Consider the following 20,269-nt stretch of genomic DNA (forward strand, 5'->3'; position numbering starts at 1 on the left):
GGGAGCAAGCCCCCTTGTTGTACAGCGCTCGGCAGACCATCCCGGTCGGCTCTCAGGCTGCCCCGCTCTTAGCGCATATGCAAAATGATCGGGCTACTGCTGGCCGGGTCGGTGTGGCCGCGCAGTTTGTTGACGTCCTTGGCGTCGACTGCGCCGCCAGTGTTGCCCCAGGTGCTGCGCATGTAGGTCAGCACCTGGGCGATTTCCTGGTCGGACAGTTGCTCGCGGAACGCCGGCATGCGGTAGGCATCTGGTACGCCAGCGGCGACGATGCGTTGGGAGCCGTTGAGGGTGATGTTGATGGCCGAGGCGGCTTCCTTGGCCAGCGCCGAGGTGGCGCCGGCCAGGGGTGGCATCCAGTCGGGCTGGCCCTTGCCGTCCGGGCCGTGGCAGGAGGCGCAGCGTGTCGCGTACAGATGGGCGCCGGGGCGTGCGTCGGTGGCGGCGGCCTGGTACTGCCAGGGCGCACCGTCGCGCTGCGGATCGCCGGGCAGTGCCTTGAGGTAGCGGGCGATGGCGGCCAGGTCGTCGTCGGTCATGAACTGCGTGGAGTTGTTGAAGGCCTCGGTCATCGAGCCGTACACCACCGCGTGCTGGTTGCGCCCGGTCTTGAGGAATTGCACGATCTGCGGCTCGCTCCAGCGGCCCAGGCCGGTGTTGTGGTCCTGGCGCAGGCTCGGCGCGTACCAGCCATCGAGCAGCGCACCGGCGAGGAACGGCGTGCCGGTCTCATCCAGGGCTTTTTCGTTGAAGGCCAAACCGCGCGGCGTATGGCAACTGCCGCAATGACCAGGGCCCTGGACGATATAGGCGCCACGGTTCCACAGCGCATCCTGGCCGGGTTTGGCGGCGTAGGTGGCCGTGGGGGCGAACACGCCGTTCCACAGGGCGATGGGCCAGCGCATATTCAGCGGCCAGGGGATGGCGCCGGGAATATTGGGCTCGCTGGCCGGTTGCACGCCTTTCATGAAGAACGCATACAGCGCGCGCACGTCATCGTCGCTGAGCTTCACATAAGACGGGTAGGGCATGGCCGGGTAGAGTCGGCGGCCGCCCGGCGCCACGCCTTGGCGTACCGCGCGGTCGAAGTCGGCCAGGCTGTAGGCGCCGATGCCGACGTCTCGATCCGGGGTGATATTGGTGGCGTGGATCGCCCCCAGCGGCGTGGCCATTTCCAGGCCGCCGGCAAAGGGCGCCTTGCCGGCGAGGCTGTGGCAGGCCACGCAGTCGCCGAGGCGCGCGACATACTCGCCACGGCTGACCAGCGCGGGGTCGAAGGTTGTGGCCTGTTCCTGCTCGAACGGCGAGGCAGGCTCACGGGTGACATACCAGGCCAGCAGGCCGGCAGCGATCAGGCAGGGCAGGGCAAGCCAGCCTGCGGTTCGGGCGAATCGTCGGGTGTTCATGGGCGTTCCCTGTCCTTAGCTGAAGGTGTATCGGCTCAATGGCAAGCTGCGGATGCGCTGGCCGGTCAACTGCGCCACCGCGTTAGCCACGGCCGGCGCCACTGCGGGCAGCGGGGGTTCGCCGATACCGCCCATTTTTTCGCCACTCTCGACGATCTTCACGTGCACCTGCGCCATGCGCGAGGGCGGCAGGATCGGGTACAGGTCGTAGTTGCGTGCGCGTGGCTTGCCGTCCACGTACACCGCTTCCTCGATCAGGGTTTGCGACAGACCCAACGCCACAGCGCCGGCCACCTGCGCCTGCACGATGGCAGGGTTGACGATGCTGCCGGGGTCGATCGCTTCCCAGATGTGATGCACCTTGACCTGGCCGTGCTCGATCGACACTTCGGCGACCACCGCCGCATGGGAGCCGAACGGCGACGCCATCGCCACGCCACGGGCACGACGGCTGCCGTCTTCGGCGGTGTAAGGGCCCCGTTTCCAGCCGCCGGACAACTCGCCTGCAGCCTTGAGCAAGGTAGTCAGTCGCGGGTTGTCGCGCAGCAGGTGCAAGCGCAACTCATAGGGGTCGTGACCGCCCTTGTCCGCCAGTTCATCGAGGAACGCTTCATAGAAAAAATCGTTGAGCGAATTGCCCACCGAACGCCAGTACCCGAGCATGGCCGGGCCTTTGACGTAGATCTGCGCGGTGCGTTTGTTGGCGATTGCGTAGCTTTTGCCCGACAACCCTTCAAGGGCCGCAGGGTCAATCTTGTCACCCTGTTTGCCGGCGAGGGCTTCGGTCGGGCCTTCGGTGGCGCTGACTGCTTCGATGGCGACCGGCAAACCTTTGTCATCCAGCGCAGCGCGGAACTTGACCACCGCCAGCGGGCGCAACACGTCACGCAAAAACTCTTCCTCGCGGCTCCAGATCAGTTTGACCGGGCGGCCCACGGCCTTGGCCAGCGCGATGGCCTGCGGGTAGGGATTGGCCGACTCATAGAGGAAGTGCCGACCGAAAAATCCGCCCAGCAGCGGCGAGTGCAGGGTGATGTTCGCAGGATCAAGGCCGGTGCGCTTGGCGATGTCGGCGCGGAACATGTCCGGTGCCTGGTTGGGCAGCCACACCTCGAGTGAGCCATCGGGGTTGAAGCGCGCCAGCGCCGACGGCGGCTCCAGTTGGGCATGGTTGAGGTATTGGTTGTGGTAGGTGGCCTCGACCCGGGTTTTGGCGTTTTTCAGCGCGCCGGCCACGTCGCCTTCGTTCTCGTCGTCGCGGGTCGGACCTTGCTGGGCGGCGAGGAATTCGCGGTGTTTGTCGCTGGAAAAGTCGGCAGGCATTGCGCGCAGCTTCGAATCGGCGGCCGCTTCCAGCCAATCCACCTGAATCGCTTCGACGGCGCGTTTGGCGTGCCACCAGCGTTCGGCCACCACCGCCACGGCGCCGGGCAGGGTGTGCACCGAATGCACGCCTTTCATCGCTTCGACCTGCGCCTGATTGCGCAGGCTGCCGACGGTCATGCCCAGGCGGGGCGCGTGCTGCACGGCGGCATGGAGCATGTCGTCGACTTTCAGGTCGATGGTATACAGCGCCTTGCCAGTGGATTTGTCGTAGGCGTCCAGGCGTTTCACCGGTTTGCCGATCCAGCGGAACTGGCTCGGGTCGCGCAGGGTGATGCTGGCCGGGTCGGGCACCGGCATGTCCAGGGCACGCCCGGCCAATTCGCCGTAGCCCAGCGAACGGCCGGACGCTGCGTGCACCACGCGGCCGGGCTGGGTGGTGAGTTCGGCGAGCGGCACGCCGAGCTGTTCGGCGCCGGCCTGCAGCAGCATGGCGCGCGCGAGGGCGCCCAGGCGGCGCATGGTCGGGTAGCTCATGCGCACCGACATGCTGCCGCCGGTAATGCGCATGCCGTTTTCCATCACCACGTAGGCTTCGCCCGGTGGAGCGGCCTCGACCACGAAAGTGGCGGGATCGGCGTCCAGCTCTTCGCCGACGATCTGCGCCATGGCGGTGTGGGTGCCCTGGCCACCTTCCATGAAGGGGCTGAGCAGACGCACGCTGCCGTCCGGGCGAATTTCCAGAAACGCCGGCACCTGGGTGCCGCGCTCTGCGGCGTTGGCCGTGGCAGCCTGCACCCGGGCCGAGCCCATCGGCAGGCCGAAGCCGATCACCAGCGCGCCCACGGCGGTGCTGGCCAGAAAGCGTCGGCGCGACAGGTTGACCGGATCACCCAGGGGCAATTCAGGCAGGGGCAGATGCGTATTCATCAGGCACGCTCCTGCTTGGCCAGGTCATCCATGGCGGTGTGGATCGCGTTGTACGTGCCGCAACGGCACAGGTTGACCATGGCCGCGTCGATCTGCGCCGTGGTGGGCGCGGGGGTGTGCTTGAGCAGCGCGGTGGCCGCCATCACCTGCCCGGACTGGCAATAACCGCATTGCGCCACCTGATGCTCGACCCAGGCGGCGACCACGCGCTTACCCACGTCATCGGCTTCGATGGCCTCGATGGTGGTGATTTCGCGGCCCGCCACGGCGGCCACCGGTGTAACGCAGGCGCGTACCACGTTGCCGTCCACCAGCACCGAGCAGGCGCCGCACTGGGCCAGGCCGCAGCCGTACTTGGTGCCGGTCATGCCCAGGTCATCGCGGATCACCCACAACAGGGGCGTGTCGGCGTCGGCCTCGACTTGATAGGCTTTTTGGTTGATGCGTAATTCCATGGCGGGTTCACCTGCTGATCATCGGTCGGTGTAGCTGAGTTCTTATAAGAGGTGCGACGCAGGTCGCCCATGTTTGCACTCTAGACCACCGGGCCAGGGCTATCTATCCAATCGGCGGCAACTCCGTAGGATCAGGCAAGTATTCAACAGGAATGCGCTAGTGCAGGGGTGTAGTCCTTTACTGATCTGCCGGGCAGGGCTGCACTTTTTTTCATTCTTCTGATCTATCCCTGTCACGAGCGCGCGCATTCCGCGCGCAGGCAGCAGGACCCGACCGGATGCGGATGAACCACCTTTCAACCTGTTTAATCAAACGCTGGCCGCTGCTGTTCGCAGCGATTCTGGCGCTCTGTGCCACGGCGTGCAGCCAGCAGCAGGGCCGCGATATGGCCCGGCAGTTCAGCGAAGGCAAACCTGATGAGTTCTTCCAGACCAGCGTGGACCGCATGGCAACGTTGGGCATGCGCGATAACCTGCAAAGCCTGTATCTGTTGATGAACAAGCTCTACCTGCGCAACCCGAGCCAGTGGCGTCAGTCGGGCTACCCGGATGCCGTGACCGCCGCGCGGACAATCCGCCAGGCCATTGAAAACCGTCAGCCGTTGCCGGCACTTGGCGAGCGTCGCGACCTGGCAGCCTTGAGTTACTCGCTGAGCCCGGAGTTTCGCGGCGACCGCGTCGGCGCATTCATCTACGCCATCGGCAGCATGCTGGTCACCGCCCATGGCGGGCGCACCCAGTTTTACGTGACCGATTCGATCAACCCGCAATTCGTCAGCAACGCCGCGCGCAATATTGAAAAGGCCACCTGGCTGCTCGGCCAGCGCCAGGACGCCAATGGCGTGTTGCTGCTGTTTTCCAACGAGATCTCGGAGGAGGGCAGCAACCTCAGTTTCGCCGTGGAATTCGGCAAGATCGTCGCGCGCCTGGACCTGCTCACCCAGATCCTCGACGAGCGCTACCGCCGCATTGGTCTCAATTATGCGCAAAGCCTGTTGTTGATGAATTTTCTGCCGGTGCAGTGATACCCAGGGCCGGGGAGTGCGGCGTTTCGCTTTCCCATGTAGGAACTGGCCTATCTTGCAACAGGCCGCTTGAAACACCCCTCCAGCGGCAATAGCCTCGGACTTTTCCTAAAAGTCGAGGCCTACCTTGGGTAAGCGAAAAACGGTTTGGCTCACGGATCGCGACATTCGTTTGCGCTTCATCCTGTTTGCGGTGATCGACACCGCAAGCGTCCAGGGCGTCGCGGCGGGGCTGCTGCTGCCGGCGCAGAAACTGCTGCAGGACTCGCCGACCGAAGCACAGTTGCGCAACACCCTGGACGCGATTCTGGCCACAGATGAAATGTATGGTTTCAGGTTTCCCCCGGGGTCGGAGGCCGATGACTTCATGCAGGCACTGGAGGCTGTTGCCGCAAGCTGATGATTCGTTTGTAAGGAGTGACCCGTCGAAGCCGCCAGGCTTCTTACGCTTCCGAATGCCAAGGACCTGCCCCATGCTGTTGCGCCAATCCCCGCTCCTGTTTGCCGCCCTGACCCTCAGCCTGACGGTGCACGCCGAAACCCTGCAACTGGCACCGGTCGAAGTCAGCACGGCGCCCGCCAGTGCCGGTGAAATGGCTCAGGCGCAGCTCAAGAGCGTGCCTGGCGCCACTAACTACATCGACCTGGACAGCGTGCAACAGGGGCGCGTCAGCACCAATGAGGATGTGTTCAAGTATCAGGCCGGGGTGTATGCCAAGGCTGCGAATAATGAAGGGGTGAAGCTGTCCATCCGTGGCTCGGGCCTGAACCGCAGCCCTGGGTCCCATGCGTCCGGCCTGTTCGAGATGCTCGACGGTTTGCCGCTCACCGGGCCCGGCGGCACGCCCTATGAACTCAAGGACCCACTGTGGCACAGCCGCGTTGAGGTGCTGCGCGGCGCCAACGGCTTTGATCGCGGTGCGCTGGCGTTGGGGGGGGCGGTCAACTACATCACCCGTACCGGCTATGACGCGCCGACTTTGCAACTGCGCTATGAGGCGGGCAGTCGCGGTTATGCCCAGCGTGAAATCAGTTCCGGCCAGGTGCTGGGCGACGCCGACTACTACATCAGCCTCACCGACGCCGCGTCCGACGGCTATCAGCAGCAGAGCGCCGGTAGCGGCAAGGGTATTGCCGCCAACTTCGGCTATCGCTTCAACCCGGACCTGGAAACCCGCTTCTATTTTCGTTACCGCGAAACCGCCAACGACACCCCCGGCAAGCTCACGCGTTACCAGATCAGCCATGATCCGCGTGCCGCCAACAGCCTCAACGCCGCCCGCGATTCCAAGCGCCTGCAACCAGGCTCCACCTGGATCGCCAACAAAACCACCCTGCAATTGGATGAAAACTCAAAGGTCGAGGTCGGCCTGGCCTATCACGATTACCCCATGGACCTGCGCGAAGGCACCAACCGCCTGAAAGTCGCCTACACCGATATCAGCGGCACCCTGAACTACATCCGGCAGGACAGCCTGTTCGGCCATGACAGCAAAACCACCCTCGGCCTGCGCACCACCCAGGCGATGCCCAACAATGGCGCGTCGGAATATGTACGTACGCCGGCCGCAAATACCGCCAGCTACGCGCCAGGCACCAAGACCCGCGATTATTCCTACCTCGGGTCCGACACCGTGCTGCATATTGGTAATGACCTGGAACTGTTGCCGGACCTGTGGCTGACCACCGGCCTGGCGGCCATTTATACGCGCCGCGAAACCCAGGTTACCTACCCGCAAGGTCAGGCGCCGCTCAGTCAGCATGACTGGGATTACGCACCGCGCATTGGCCTGCGTTATGACTTCAATCCGCAATTGCAGGTATACGGCAACCTCAGTCGCTCGGTCGAGCCGCCGCATGCGTGGTCGATGATCTGGGGTTCCAACAAATACTTCACCAGCGGCCCGGCCAAAGGGCTGGCGCGTGAAGGCGTGAGCCTGAGAAACCAGACCGCCACCACCCTGGAAGTCGGCGGACGGGGTGAAGCGTGGCTTGGTGCCTGGGACCTGGCGCTGTACCGCTCCGAAGTGCGCCACGAACTGCTGGCCGTGGAAACCCAGGCCCAGACCGCCACCAGCAACGCCGTGATTGCCGAGGCCAACGCCAGCCCCACGGTGCATCAGGGCGTGGAACTGAGCCTGCTCAGCCCGCTGTGGGACGGCGGCCGCGAGGGCCGGCTCGATCTGCGCCAGGCCTACACCTTCAGCGACTTCCACTACCGTGACGATGACCGCTTTGGCAGCAACACGCTGCCGGGCATCCCCAGGCATTATTACCAGGCGCAAGTTCGCTACAGTCACCCGAGCGGCTTCTACACCAGCCTCAACACCGAGCACTCTTCGCGGGTGGCGGTGGACTATGCCAATTCCTATTACGCGGCCGCCTATACCTTGCTGGGCGCGACCTTTGGCTACGACGCGCCGAAGCAGGACTGGCAGGCGTGGGTCGATCTGCGCAATCTCACCCACCGCCGCTATGCCAATACGGTCACGCCGGGGTATGACGACAAGGGGCTGGACGTCGCGCGTTCGACCCCGGCGGATGGGCGGGGCATCTATACCGGAGTGTCCTGGCGCTGGCGTTGAGTTCAGGATCCGCAACGGATTAATGGGTGGCAGGCAATTTCACGGTGAAGGTTGTGCCGGCCTCTGCCGATGAACTTACCGCCACATCACCGCCATGCACCTTGGCCAGTTCGCGCACGATATACAGGCCAAGGCCCACGCTGCGCACCTGGCTGCCTTGATCGGTGCCACGGGTCATGGGTTCGAACAGATTGGCGAGCAGCCCCTCGGGAATCGCGGTGCCATGGTTGTGTACGGCGACTTCACAGACGTTATTACCGATTCGCGAGGTGATGCGGATTTCGCGCTGCAGGTCGCCATACGCCACGCTGTTGGCCACCAGGTTGCCGATAATCTGTTGTACGCGGTCGGCATCCAGGCTCGCGCTGCCAAAGCCCTCGATATGGTGCACCAGTGTCGCCTTGGGGAAGGCGACACGCAGTTCCTCGACGGCATGGTGAATGACTGTGTGAAAGTCCAGCGGCGCGGCGCGGATAATGATGCCCTGACCAACCCTGGCCTGGGTGAAGTCAAGCAAGTCGGCGATCATGCGCTGGGCGCGCTCGGATGACTGGTCGATATGCCCCAGCAGTTGGCGCTCCTTTGGCGTGCACTCACCACGGCTGAGAAAATCCGAAGCCATGCGAATGGCCGTGAGCGGGTTTTTCAAATCGTGGCTGACAATCGCCACCATCTGTTCGGCGAACATCGCGCGCCGCTGCGAGATGGCATAGGCTTGCTTGAGTTCCGCCTGCGCCTGATGCAGGGCGATTTCAGTGGCGGTTTTTTCCTGCAACAGGGCTTCGGCCAGCTTGCGCGCGTTCAACAGCTCGCGTTCGTACTTGTCACGGTCAGTGGTACCGAACAGCGCCAGGTCGTACACCACGGCGTCGCCGAGTTGGCGACGATTGCCATTGAGCAGCACCGTCACTTTCTGCCCGTCGCGGTGCACGGTGTCGAGCTTCACCTCGGTGACGCTGCCGTGCATGCGCAGCATCGGCGCCAGGTGCGTTTGATGGAAAATTCGCCCGCCCATGGTCAGCAGGTCCTGGAAGCGCCGGCCACACAGCTCCTGGGCACTGAACCCCAACCAGTCGGTGAAGCGTGCATTGACCTGCAGAATCGTGCCGTCTTCGGCAGTCACGGCCAGCGCACAGGCGGCGCTGTCGAACAGGTCAATGGGCATGGGCGGCTGCCCACGGCGCCAGGAAGCTGTGCATCGCCGCCGCGCACGCCACTGGCGCGCTCATGTGCGGACAATGGCCTACGTTGTCGATCAGGCAATAAGTGCTGTTGGGGACTACGCGATGCAGGTATTCACCCACCACGACCGGGGCAATCAGGTCGTCGCTCGATTGCAGGATCAACACCGGGGCGGCCAGGCCGGTCACATCTTCACGGTTGTCCGCCATGAAGGTCACGCGTGCGAATTGCCTGGCAATGTCCGGTTCGGTGCGGCAGAAGCTCTCGGTCAGCGCTTCGCCGAGTTCCGGTTGCCCGGGCGCACCCATGATCACCGGGGCCATGGCACTGGACCAGCCGAGGTAATTGCTGTCGAGTGTGTCAAGCAGGTCATCGATGTCGCTGCGCTTGAAACCGCCGATGTAGCCTGCGTCGTCGATGTAGCGGGGCGATGGGCCAATCATCACATGGGCCGCGATGCGCCCGGGCTGCAGGCGGTCGGCGAGGACGCCGATCATCGCGCTGACCGAGTGGCCCACCAGAATCACCGGGCCCCGGGCATAGGCGTCAATGATTTCATTCAAGTCACGAGCATAACCGTCCAGCGTGCTGTACTTGGTCTTGTCGAAGGCGACAAGGTCCGACAGGCCTGCACCCACCAAGTCATACATCACTACGCGGAAACGCTCGGTAAAATGCGGCGCCAAATAGTTCCACATCGCCTGGTTGCAGCCGAAGCCATGGGAGAACACCAGGGTCGCCATGCCGTCGCCCATCACATTCACATTGTTGCGGTGGCGTAGGTCCATGGAGGTCTCAAAATTATGGCGTATTGCTATGTGAGGCGCAGTTTAGATAGTCAACGCCTTTGGGTCACGCGTTATAGCGCCGATAGGTTACAGTCAGCGCCATTCAGGACGAAACTTCAGGTAACAAAACATGATGCGGTGGGTACGGCTGTCCGTCTTGAGTCTGCTGGCACTGATGTGCTTCGGCGTGTTTACTGCCGCCCAGGCTGATGTTTCGCCGCTTGGCGTGGCCCTCGATCAGCGGGTGATCGACCTCACCAACACCCTCGACGCCGACACCACCGCCCGTCTGAAAAGCCGGCTAGCCGACCTCGAACAGCGCAAAGGTTCGCAGATTGCCGTGTTGCTGGTGCCCGGAACCGGCGGAGCCAGCATCGAGGATTACGCCAATCAACTGTTTCGCGCCTGGCAACTGGGCCGCAAGGACGTCAACGACGGCATCCTGCTGGTGGTGGCCAAGGACGACCGCAAGGTGCGTATCGAAGTCGGGTACGGGCTGGAAGGCACAGTCACCGATTTGCTTGCCCGCCGGATCATCGAGGAACACATCACCCCGGCGTTTCGCCAAGGCGATTTTGCCGGTGGCGTCAGCCAGGGTGTGAACGACCTCGTTGTGCTGGTTGAGGGCGGCGACTTGCCGGCAGTCGCCGTTCCGGGCGTCAGTCCCCAGGCCATGGCGATACTGCTGGCACTGATCGCCGGCGGCATCGGTGGTGTGTTGATGGCCGCAGGCATGTTGCACTGGCGCCGTGCCTTGATTGCCACGGCTGGAGTGACCCTGCTGCTGACGGTGTACATCGGTGGACGTGAGTGGCCGATATTCCTGCTGGTATTACCGCTGACGATGCTGATCGGCGGTGCCACGTTTGGCGCGTTGTGGCTGGCGCGCGCAGTCTTTTACTGCGTGATGGCTGCACTGGCGTATATCGTCGGCGTGCTGGCAGCGGCTCGGTTTGTCGAACTCAGTCTTGTTCACTGGCTGCTGTGGCCGTTGGGCGCGGCCGTGGTGCTGGGTCTGTACGTGGGGTTGTTCTTCCTGATCAAGGCATCATGGAAAAGCAGCCCGCGTTTCTTCCTCGTGCGCGTACTGGCGGTTGTCGCGATTTATACCGCGGCGGGCCTGCTGTTGGGGCACGGTGCTCAAGGCTGGTGGGTGGCGATACCGGTGGCGACGATTGCGGCGTTTATCCTGTTCGTGCAGAGCGTCTCCAGTTCAGGCTCGGGCTCGAGCAGCCGCTCCAGTTCAAGCTCCGGCAGCTCGCGCTCCAGCGGCAGCTCGTCCGGCGGCGGCGGATCCAGTGGCGGCGGCGGTGCGTCGGGCAGTTGGTGACACGAGCACTCAGGACAATACGAGGTAATCATTGCGTTGCACGATGGGCGCGTGCGCGCCCTGCACCAGATGCACATAGCGACCGTCCACCAGGTCGATGGGCAGGCAGTCATCCACATCCATCACGGCATCGGTATGCGCCTGGGACCAGCCGCGCAGCATCTGGCGTTTGCCCAGCGTCTTTGCCTCCTGCTTGTTGCGCGCGACGACCAGCAGGTAGTGATGGGCCTCGCCGAAACTGTGGGTGTCGTACCCGCCAAGGTTGATGAAATACAGGCGCGGCGCTCCGGCTTGCGGGGCCAGCGGGCTGAGCTCGACCTTCCAGCCATCGACACCATCCACCGCCATCCAGGCGTCGATGTGTACGCCCTTGGCGCTGCCGAACCAGTTTTCACGCAATTGCGGGTAAGTGGCTTGCAGGGTATCCGCCACGGCGAATACCACATCATGGACTTCGATCCTCGCCCGCGGGTGCTTGCCCCCGAGCATCACGACAAACAGCATTGCAGGTTCTTCCTGGCGACTTGGCAGAGGGCAACCATACTTCGATTGAACCCTTTTGTCCGGTCAATGCCCCACTGTTTACTTGCGAACTCATCAGGAGGTTGTCATGCGTACCATTGATCTGGCCGGCGTACCGGTCCCCGTCATCGGCCAGGGCACCTGGCGCATGGGGGAAGACCCCGACCAGCACCGTGCTGAAGTGGCGGCATTGCAACTGGGGATCGACGAGGGCATGACCCTGATCGATACCGCCGAAATGTACGGTGAAGGGGGCGCCGAGTCCGTCGTCGGCGAAGCCATACGCGGCAAGCGTGACCAGGTGTTCCTCGTGAGCAAGGTCTACCCGCACAATGCCAGCCGAACGGGCATCCCTCGTGCCTGCGAAGCCAGTTTGCAACGCTTGGGCACCGACTATATCGACCTGTACCTGTTGCACTGGCGCGGCCAGTATCCTCTTGAAGAAACGGTCGAGGCATTCGAGCGTTTGCGCGAAGCCGGCAAGATCGGCCGTTGGGGTGTTTCCAATTTTGACGTAGCCGACTTGCAGGAACTCGCCTCACCGGCCTGCGCCACCAATCAGGTGCTCTACAACATCGAGGAGCGGGGGATCGAGTTCGACCTGCTGCCCTGGTGGCAACAACATCATTTGCCGCTGATGGCTTACTGCCCCATCGCCCAGGGCGGCAAATTGCTGTCCAGCCCGACGCTCAAACAGATCGCCCAGCGTCACGAGGCAACGCCTGCCCAGGTCTCCCTGGCGTGGGTACTGCGTCAGGACGGCGTGATCGCCATCCCCAAGGCCGTTACGCCGGAGCATGTGCGACTCAATGCCCGTGCTGCGAACCTGGTGCTGGATGAACATGATCTGGACGCGATCGATCGGGTATTCGGCGCGCCCAAGCGCAAGCATCCGCTGGCGATGGTCTAGCCCTCAGTAACAACCCATCTCGATAGAAACGGCGCCCGTCCCTGGGCGTCGTTTACACATCACATTACGTCAGCTGGACACCGGGCTACGCCAATCGTCCGAGCCGGAGGTGCCCGACACTTCGTGGGTCCAGACAATCTTGCGATACGTGAAATACACGTCTTCCAGATGCGTGAAGTGCGCGTTGTCCGGGTCCTGGCAGTTGGGCATGCGCGATTGGATATCGACGATGGTCGCGCCCTCGAGTTCGATGGTGAAGTAATGCTCCTGGGTGCCGGCCGATGAAGTGCGCAGCCACTCCAGCCGGCATTTCACCTCCTCGCCACTGGTGAGTGCGCTGAAAAGCAGGGGCGATGACTTGTCGAACACCTTGCTGATCATCAATGGTTTATGCACCCGTTGCCCTGTTGGCTGACCGGATTGCGGATCGCGCGGGATGATGACCTGGTGCGCAAACGCCTGGACGAGAATCTGGTCCTCGTGCCCTTCCTGGTAAATATTGCCTACCGAGTCCTGAGTAAAAGTACCTGCCGTAATCAAACCTTGCTTGACGCCAGTGATGGAGAGATACGCGGGTGTTGGCATGACGGGTTTCCTTGTCTGCTTGATAGGGAGTCCATCCCATATTGAAACCGGATGGCCCTGTCTCCTTAACAAAAAACGTGCCGGAAAGTGCAAGGCCTAATGAAATATGGGGGCAGGGTTAGTCGGCGAGTGTCTTTTAATAAGTTGCTGTGAATAAGTGTGTAAGTTTATTGAGGTTGTTTGCGCATGAGTGCGCAATTAGTTGCCGTTTCATCGGGCGGGCGGCAGTGGGCTGGATAAACCATATTTGAGTTTTTTTTCAAAAAAAGTTGCGCAATTTTCTGCGCAGGCCTTGTTTTGCGGGTGTTGTAGGATAAGTCTCAAGTTTATTTTTTTCGCTTGATGAATCTCTTTATCGTGGCTAGTGTTTGCAACTCTTAAAGAGGCTTCTCATCGCTGCCTCAATAGCGTTTTAATGCTTTATTGCGTGTTCAGTGTGTTTTATGAGGTGAGTAGTTGTGCGTGGAGCAAAATGGATTATTTGAAAACGCTGTGTGATTATTATCTTGAGTTGGCGCGGCAACCTTGCTCGCATGCAAGTTTCGCCGGCAATGAAATGCGCTTTTCCAGCGAATATGAGGCCCTGGAAAACGAGCTGGCGAAAATGCAATCGATACACGGTGAACGCCAGCCGGATTGGCAAAAAGTCGTTGAAACCAGCGAGTGCATGTTGCGCGAGCATTCCAGGGATCTGCGTGTCGCGGTATGGCTGGTCTGGGCGCTTTACCAGCGTGAATCGTTTGCCGGCCTGTTGGCCGGACTCGGCCTCCTGTTGCATCTCTGCGAGCAACATTGGGCGGTTGTCTACCCGCTCAAGCTGCGCACCCGCAGTGCGGCTTTTGGCTGGCTGGTATTGCGCCTTGAACCGGTGTTCGACCAAAGCCTGTCGGTTGCAGGCCAGCAGCAGGTGTTTCATCTGCTCCACGAACACCTGTCGCGCCTCGATGAGTGCTGGCGTCAGCGTCTGGGTAATGATGCTCCATTGCTGCTGCCGATTCGCAGGCAATTGTCGGAGCGCCTTGAACATGCCGCGCAAGGCAATCCCGCTCCAGCAGCATTGCCGCATGGGATGACCCAGGTCAAACAGGTGGCGGCTCAATTGCTCAAGCCCGAGCCCGCAATCGAAAACGAAAGGGACGCGGCGAAACGCCTGCGTACCTTGCAGGACCAGGCCCGCCCCCTGTGCAAGTGGTGGTTGGGCCAGGGCGCTGCAGACCTGCGCGCCTTGCGCCTGAGTCGAACACTGGCCTGGCTCTCACTGACCGGTTATCCGGACGCAGACAGCCAGAGAACCACGACCTTGCGTGGCCCTGCAGGCGACAAGCTCAAGCGGTGCCAGGAGCGTCTTGCCCAGGGGCATTACGCCGATCTGATACTTGAATTCGATGCGAGCCTGAGCAGCGCAATGTTCTGGTTTGACGGACTGCGCATGCAGTGGGAGTGCCTTGACGCACTGCACGCCAACCTGGCGAAGGCCGAGCTGGAAGTGAGTTTTGCGCTGTTGCTGCAGCGGCTGCCGGACCTGCCTGAGTATCGCTTTTACGACGGAGTGCCGTTTGCCGATGCCAGCACCCGTGACTGGATTGCGCTCCATGTGGCCCGCCATCTGCAAACAAACCAACCCCTGGCGCAGGCGAAAAACATCGACGCCGCACCGTGGGAGACGGCATTGCGGGAAGGGCTGCCCAGGCTGCGCAAGGACGGGCTCAAGGCTGTCGTCGGCGAGTTCACGCAAAGCCTGCACGCCGAGCGAAGCGAGCGCGACCGTTTCCATTGGCGCCTGGCCCAGGCCCGTCTATGTGTGCTGGCAGGCAAGCACGAGTTGGCGAAGATCCAGCTCGAACAACTGGATGATCACCTGCAGCACGCAGGGCTTGAGCGCTGGGAGCCTGACCTGGCGCTGCAAGTGGCACAGCTGCTGTTTCGCTGCTGTGAGCTGCTGCCGCAAGACCAGGCCGTGCGTGAGCGCAAGGAACAAACCCATCGCAGGTTGTGCCACTTCGATCTTGAAGCGGTACTTGAATAGGCTGCAGAGCCGCACGCAAAAAAGGAGAAGAAAACCATGCCCAAAGAGGGTTCGGTAGCACCGAAGGAACGCATCAATATCACCTTCAAACCCGCCGTTGGTGGCGCGCAGGAAGAAGTCGAACTGCCGTTGAAACTGCTGGTGCTGGGAGACTTCACCCAACGCGAGGACCTGCGCAAGCTCGAAGACCGCAAGCCTGTCGGGATCGACAGGAACAACCTGGATGAGGTGCTGGCCAAGCAGGCACTGAGCTTGACGCTCAGCGTACCCAATCGTCTTCAGGACGACGCCGAAGTGGAGGAGCTGGGTATTCAGGTGCACATCAATTCAATGCAGGACTTCAATCCGGCGAGCCTGGTCGAGCAGATTCCCGAACTGAAAAAGCTGATGGCGCTGCGTGAAGCGCTGATGGCATTGAAGGGCCCGTTGGGTAACACGCCGAGCTTTCGCAAGGCTATCGAACAGGCCCTGGCCGACGACGAGTCGCGCACGCGTGTACTCGCCGAATTGGGGCTGGACCGGCCTTCCGTATGATTTTTCAGTAAAGGGACACTGATCCATGAACACTCAAGCCACCTCATTGGCCGCCCCCAGGGCGGACGAGTCGAGCATCCTCGACAACATCATTGCGCAGACCCTGCTGACGGCGGATGACGAGGCCTATGGCATCGCCAAGCGCGGCGTCTCGGCGTTTATCGAAGAATTGGTCAAGCCGCATAACAGCGCAGAACCGGTCAAGAAACGCCTGGTGGACCGAATGATCGCCGAGATCGACAGCAAGCTCAGCCAGCAGATGGACGAAATCCTCCATCACCCGCAGTTCCAGGCACTGGAAGCTGCGTGGCGAGGTTTGCAGTTGCTGATCGAACGCACCAATTTCCGTGAAAACATCAAGATCGAATTGCTGAATGTGTCCCGCGAGGACTTGCTCGATGACTTCGAAGACTCGCCGGAGGTCAGCCAGTCCGGGCTCTACAAGCACATCTACAGTGCCGAGTACGGCCAGTTCGGTGGCCAGCCCGTGGGAGCCATCATCGCCAATTATTTCCTTTCACCCAGTGCGCCCGACGTAAAGCTCATGCAGTACGTCTCCAATGTCGCCTGTGTGGCTCACGCGCCTTTTATCGCAGCGGCCGGGCCGGCCTTTTTTGGCCTGGAAAGCTTTACCGGTCTGCCTGACCTGAAGGATCTGAAGGACCATTTCGAAGGCCCGCAATTTGCCAAATGGCAGAGCTTCCGCCAGAGCGAAGACGCGCGCTACATTGGCCTGACCGTACCGCGTTTTTTGCTGCGCACGCCTTACGATCCGCTCGAATCTCCGGTCAAGACCTTTGCCTATCAGGAAAACGTGGTCAACAGCCACGAACACTATCTGTGGGGGAATACGGCTTACGCATTCGCCACGCGCTTGACTGACAGCTTCGCCAGGTTTCGCTGGTGCCCCAATATCATCGGTCCGCAAAGCGGCGGGGCGGTGGAAGACCTGCCTTTGCATCACTTTCACAGCATGGGTGAAATCGAAACGAAGATCCCCACCGAGGTGCTGGTCTCCGATCGACGCGAATATGAACTGGCCCAAGAGGGTTTCATCGCGTTGACCATGCGTAAGGGCAGTGACAACGCCGCCTTTTTCTCCGCAAGTTCGGTGCAGAAGCCCAAGTATTTCGGCACCAGTGTCGAGGGCCGGGAAGCGGAGTTGAATTACCGGCTGGGCACCCAGTTACCGTACATGATGGTGGTCAACCGACTGGCCCATTACCTGAAAGTGCTGCAGCGCGAGCAACTGGGGTCGTGGAAGGAGCGCACCGACCTTGAGCTTGAACTCAATAAATGGATTCGTCAGTACGTCGCCGACCAGGAAAACCCCAGTGCCGAAGTGCGTGGTCGTCGTCCCCTGCGTGCGGCACGCATCGTCGTCAGCGATGTTGACGGTGAGCCAGGCTAGTATCGCGTCAGCCTGAGTGTGCGACCTCACTTCAAGTACATGGGGGCGGACTTCACCCTGTCCCTGGTCGGCAAGCTCGACAAAGAATGAGCAGGCACCCAGGGATAACCTGTCACCACAGCCTTTTCGAACGCCTTGAAGGCCCCGCATCCGCCCAATCGGGCGGCATGGCCTCGGTGGCCGCCCACTTGGGGAAAATGCTCAGCACGCGCGCCGGCAGTGCCCAGACCGCGAGCGATTACGGCCTGCCGGATCTCAATGACATGCGCCAGAGCCTGCATGAGTCCTTGAGCCAGTCGCGCCTCTCGATCGAGCGCTTTATTCAGGCCTACGAACCACGCCTGACGAATGTGCGGGTCAGGGCACTGCCGCGTGATCGCGATCCTCTGGTCCTGGCATTTTCCATCGCGGCGATGCTGACGATTGAGGGTGAGACGCGAGCCGTGGCTTTCAGCGCGCGCCTGGGTGGCGGCGGGCAGGTGGAGGTCACGCCGGATGGCCCTTAATCGCTATTACCAGAGTGAGCTCAGCGCCTTGCGCCAGCTTGGGCGACGTTTCTCGGAGCGCAATCCGGCGTTGGCACCTTTCCTGGCCGCAGGCGGGCAGGACCCGGATGTCGAGCGTTTACTGGAAGGTTTCGCGTTTCTCACTGGGCGCTTGCGACAAAAGCTCGATGACGAGTTACCGGAGCTGACCCACTCGCTGATGCAATTGCTGTGGCCCAACTACATGCGGCCGTTGCCCTCGTTCAGCATTCTGCAGTTCGACCCGCTCAAACGTGCGGGGCCGGCCATCCGGGTAGAGCGGGATACCGCAGTGGAAAGCGTGGCGATCAATGGCGAGCGCTGCCGTTTTCGCACCTGCTACCTCACCCAGGTGATGCCGCTGCAACTCAGTCGTGTGGACTACGCATTCCAGGGTGAGCGCGCCTTGCTGGATCTGCACCTGGACATGAGTGCACCGGGCAATTTCACCGAGTTGGCGTTTGAGCCTCTGCGTTTGCACCTGGCAGGCGATCGTTATGTCAGCCAGGGACTCTATTTGAGCCTGCTGCGTCATCTTGAAGGCATTGAGCTGTTGCTGCTGGACGAGAATGCATGCCCCGTTGACGGTCCTGACGGACGACCGCTGTCGCTACGGCTGGCTGCCAGCCAGGTACAGCCGGTCGGGTTCAGCGAAGACCAGGCATTGATTCCTTATCCGCCGAATACCTTCAGTGGCTATCGCCATCTGCAGGAGTACTTTGCCTTTCCCGACAAATACCTGTTCGTCGATGTTGCGGGCCTGGACGCCTTGCACGGGGTTCCCCACGCACAGCTCAAACAGGTGCGCAGCATGGTGATGCGCTTCGAACTGCGCACCCAGGGGCATGAGCCGCAGCGCCCGGGGCTGGATAACGTAAAGCTGCATTGCACACCCATCGTCAACCTGTTCAGCCATGATGCGGTGCCGATCCGCCTGGATGGCAAGCAGGACGAATACCTGCTGGTGCCTGGCGAATACACCCGGGGCCATGCAGGCGTGTTTTGCGTGGACTGCGTGACGGGCTGGCGCCCAGGCGGGCTAGGCCATCGGGCGTTTGTGCCGTTCGAGTCCTTCGAACATGACGCCGATGCCGGGGCATCAGTTGCGGCGCCCAGTTTCAGCATCCGTCAGCGTCCATCTGTACAGCATGCCGGGATCGACACCTGGATGGCATTCGGTAACGGCCACAGGAGTGAGCAGGAAACACTGTCGATCGAGCTGACCTGCACCAATCAGAACCTTCCACAGCAACTGGCCATCGGCGAGATCAACCAACCCGGCGAGCACACTCCGGAATTCCTGACGTTTGGCAATATCACGGTGCCTACCGCAAGTTTCGCGCCCCCCCTGGACCAGGATTTCCTGTGGCGGCTGATCAGTAACCTCTCGCTCAATTATCTGTCGCTGACCGATATCAACGCCTTGAAAGTGGTTCTGGAAACCTACGACCTGCCGCGTTATCACGGTCGGCAAGCGCAGCAGATCAGCCTGAAGAGGCTCGGCGCATTGCAGGCCATCAGTCACAAAGCGGTGGACCGCCTGCACCAGGGCCTGCCGTTTCGCGGGTTGCGCGTGGACCTGACGATCGATCCCCGGGGTTTCCTCGGTCAAGGCGATGTTTTTGTCTTTGCCTCGGTACTCAACGAGTTTTTTGCGCTTTACGCCAACCTGAATTCGTACCACGAACTGCGCGTTATCAGCACACAAGGAGATGTGTACCTATGGCCACCCCGGTTGGGCCAACAGCCCCTGCTTTAAGCGAACTGTCGCGCTGTATTCGCGAGTATTCGCTGTTCCAGGCGGTGCTCCTGGTGGTTGAGCGCCTGCGTGAGGCTCATCCGTTGCTGGACGAGGACGCGTTGTATGACCAGCTGGAATTCCAGGCCAATCCCAGTCTCGGCTTTCCCGGACACGACATAGACCAAGTGGAGTTCTTTGTGGAGCAGGGCCAGTTACGCGCGCGGCTGCGCCTCAATGTATTGGGGCTGTTTGGCGCAGGTTCACCGCTGCCGGCGTTCTATGGCGAGCAGGCGTGTGCAGAACCCATGGGGGCCAACATCACGCGAGACTTCCTGAACGTCTTTCACCATCGACTGCAGCGGCTGATGTTGCAGATCTGGCGCAAGTACCGTTATCGAGCGCGTTTCCGAACCGGTGCCAGCGATGGGTTTTCGGCACAGATGTTCGCCCTGATCGGCCTGGGCAGTCGGGAAGTTCGCGCAGCGGCACATCTGGATTGCAGGCGTCTGCTGCCTTACCTGGGCTTATTGGGGCTGCGGGCACATTCGGCGTCGATGATCGAGACGGTGTTGCGCCATTACTTCAAGCACAGCCGAGTGTTCATCGAGCAGTGGGTGGCGCGCCGTGTCTGCATCGACCCGCAGCAGCGCAACCAGTTGGGCGTTAGCCACCACGCGCTCGGCCACGATCTGGTGCTGGGGCAGCAAATAGCGGATCGCTGCGGCAAGTTCAAGGTGCACATGCTGGGGCTGAGCTGGCAGCGCTTTCACGAATTTTTGCCCTCCGGTGAGGCGTTTCGGCCCTTGTGTTCATTGGTGCAGTTAACCGCACGCGCGCCCCTGGAGTATGACCTGCGCCTGGTGCTGGCCGAGGGCGAAATGCGTGCGCTGCACCTCGGCGAGCGCAATGTCTGTCGCCTTGGCTGGACCAGTTGGCTGGCCCACGAACGTGCTGATGGAGCGGTGACGCTCGCCGGCCACTCTGATTAGGGA

Annotated in this window: 17 protein-coding genes and 1 pseudogene; 11 read left to right on the top strand and 7 right to left on the bottom strand. The window is 61.6% G+C overall.

Features of this window, described 5'->3' with window-relative positions:
* Positions 1-68: 68 nt before the first annotated feature.
* The 3 genes from JOE32_RS02555 to JOE32_RS02565 are packed head-to-tail and all read right to left on the bottom strand — an operon-like array spanning position 69 to position 4,114.
* On the bottom strand, positions 69-1,406 hold the full coding sequence (locus JOE32_RS02555; RefSeq protein ID WP_209981140.1) for a cytochrome c: 1,338 nt from the start codon (positions 1,404-1,406) through the stop codon (positions 69-71).
* A gap of 15 nt (positions 1,407-1,421) precedes the next feature.
* Positions 1,422-3,659, bottom strand: coding sequence for a molybdopterin cofactor-binding domain-containing protein (locus JOE32_RS02560; RefSeq protein WP_209981142.1), 2,238 nt, complete (start codon positions 3,657-3,659; stop codon positions 1,422-1,424).
* Positions 3,659-4,114 (bottom strand): (2Fe-2S)-binding protein, encoded by a 456-nt coding sequence (locus JOE32_RS02565; protein ID WP_209981143.1) that lies wholly within the window; start codon positions 4,112-4,114, stop codon positions 3,659-3,661. The genes JOE32_RS02560 and JOE32_RS02565 overlap by 1 nt, the downstream gene beginning before the upstream one ends.
* A gap of 278 nt (positions 4,115-4,392) precedes the next feature.
* Between JOE32_RS02565 and JOE32_RS02570 the strand changes: the two genes are divergently transcribed.
* From JOE32_RS02570 to JOE32_RS02580, 3 genes are all read left to right on the top strand, one after another.
* Positions 4,393-5,139, top strand: a complete 747-nt coding sequence (locus tag JOE32_RS02570; protein ID WP_209981144.1) for a hypothetical protein — start codon at positions 4,393-4,395, stop codon at positions 5,137-5,139.
* Positions 5,140-5,266: 127 nt separating this feature from the next.
* Positions 5,267-5,539, top strand: a complete 273-nt coding sequence (locus JOE32_RS02575) for a hypothetical protein (protein ID WP_209981147.1) — start codon at positions 5,267-5,269, stop codon at positions 5,537-5,539.
* 73 nt (positions 5,540-5,612) lie between these two features.
* Entirely contained in the window at positions 5,613-7,724 is a 2,112-nt protein-coding gene (locus JOE32_RS02580; protein WP_209981149.1) for a TonB-dependent receptor, read from the top strand.
* A gap of 19 nt (positions 7,725-7,743) precedes the next feature.
* On the opposite strand, the gene JOE32_RS02585 is transcribed toward JOE32_RS02580, so the two are convergent.
* The gene (locus JOE32_RS02585) at positions 7,744-8,889 is read right to left on the bottom strand and encodes a PAS domain-containing sensor histidine kinase (RefSeq protein WP_209981151.1); all 1,146 of its coding nucleotides are present in this window, start codon (positions 8,887-8,889) and stop codon (positions 7,744-7,746) included.
* Positions 8,879-9,694, bottom strand: a complete 816-nt coding sequence (locus JOE32_RS02590) for an alpha/beta hydrolase (RefSeq protein ID WP_209981152.1) — start codon at positions 9,692-9,694, stop codon at positions 8,879-8,881. The genes JOE32_RS02585 and JOE32_RS02590 overlap by 11 nt, the downstream gene beginning before the upstream one ends.
* Before the next feature lie 130 nt (positions 9,695-9,824).
* On the opposite strand from JOE32_RS02590, the gene JOE32_RS02595 reads away from it, so the two are divergent.
* Positions 9,825-11,024 carry a TPM domain-containing protein gene (locus tag JOE32_RS02595; RefSeq protein ID WP_209981154.1) on the top strand — a complete coding sequence of 400 codons (1,200 nt, stop codon included), beginning with the start codon at positions 9,825-9,827 and terminating at the stop codon, positions 11,022-11,024.
* 9 nt (positions 11,025-11,033) lie between these two features.
* Here the strand turns inward: JOE32_RS02595 and JOE32_RS02600 are convergent, their stop codons facing one another.
* Complete coding sequence (locus JOE32_RS02600) at positions 11,034-11,528, bottom strand: DUF1543 domain-containing protein (protein WP_209981156.1); 495 nt, start codon at positions 11,526-11,528, stop codon at positions 11,034-11,036.
* A gap of 106 nt (positions 11,529-11,634) precedes the next feature.
* Between JOE32_RS02600 and JOE32_RS02605 the strand changes: the two genes are divergently transcribed.
* Complete coding sequence (locus tag JOE32_RS02605) at positions 11,635-12,456, top strand: aldo/keto reductase (RefSeq protein WP_209981159.1); 822 nt, start codon at positions 11,635-11,637, stop codon at positions 12,454-12,456.
* Between the two features lie 69 nt (positions 12,457-12,525).
* Here the strand turns inward: JOE32_RS02605 and JOE32_RS02610 are convergent, their stop codons facing one another.
* Positions 12,526-13,041: an Hcp family type VI secretion system effector gene (locus JOE32_RS02610; RefSeq protein ID WP_003235468.1), complete on the bottom strand. Its 516-nt coding sequence runs from the start codon at positions 13,039-13,041 to the stop codon at positions 12,526-12,528.
* Between the two features lie 472 nt (positions 13,042-13,513).
* Between JOE32_RS02610 and tssA the strand changes: the two genes are divergently transcribed.
* The 6 genes and pseudogenes from tssA (at position 13,514) to tssG (ending at position 20,266) form a co-directional block, all read left to right on the top strand.
* Entirely contained in the window at positions 13,514-15,067 is a 1,554-nt protein-coding gene (tssA, locus tag JOE32_RS02615) for a type VI secretion system protein TssA (protein WP_209981161.1), read from the top strand.
* Between the two features lie 36 nt (positions 15,068-15,103).
* Positions 15,104-15,601, top strand: a complete 498-nt coding sequence (gene tssB, locus JOE32_RS02620; RefSeq protein WP_209981164.1) for a type VI secretion system contractile sheath small subunit — start codon at positions 15,104-15,106, stop codon at positions 15,599-15,601.
* A 25-nt stretch (positions 15,602-15,626) separates the two neighbouring features.
* A pseudogene (gene tssC, locus JOE32_RS02625) lies at positions 15,627-17,102 on the top strand (type VI secretion system contractile sheath large subunit).
* Positions 17,103-17,116: 14 nt separating this feature from the next.
* Complete coding sequence (gene tssE, locus JOE32_RS02630) at positions 17,117-17,518, top strand: type VI secretion system baseplate subunit TssE (RefSeq protein ID WP_209990271.1); 402 nt, start codon at positions 17,117-17,119, stop codon at positions 17,516-17,518.
* On the top strand, positions 17,508-19,295 hold the full coding sequence (tssF, locus tag JOE32_RS02635) for a type VI secretion system baseplate subunit TssF (RefSeq protein ID WP_209981167.1): 1,788 nt from the start codon (positions 17,508-17,510) through the stop codon (positions 19,293-19,295). The genes tssE and tssF overlap by 11 nt, the downstream gene beginning before the upstream one ends.
* Positions 19,259-20,266 (top strand): type VI secretion system baseplate subunit TssG, encoded by a 1,008-nt coding sequence (gene tssG / locus JOE32_RS02640; RefSeq protein ID WP_209981169.1) that lies wholly within the window; start codon positions 19,259-19,261, stop codon positions 20,264-20,266. The genes tssF and tssG overlap by 37 nt, the downstream gene beginning before the upstream one ends.
* Positions 20,267-20,269 lie beyond the last annotated feature (3 nt).

The sequence above is a fragment of the Pseudomonas sp. PvP025 genome (assembly GCF_017832155.1).
Taxonomy (GTDB): Bacteria; Pseudomonadota; Gammaproteobacteria; order Pseudomonadales; family Pseudomonadaceae; genus Aquipseudomonas.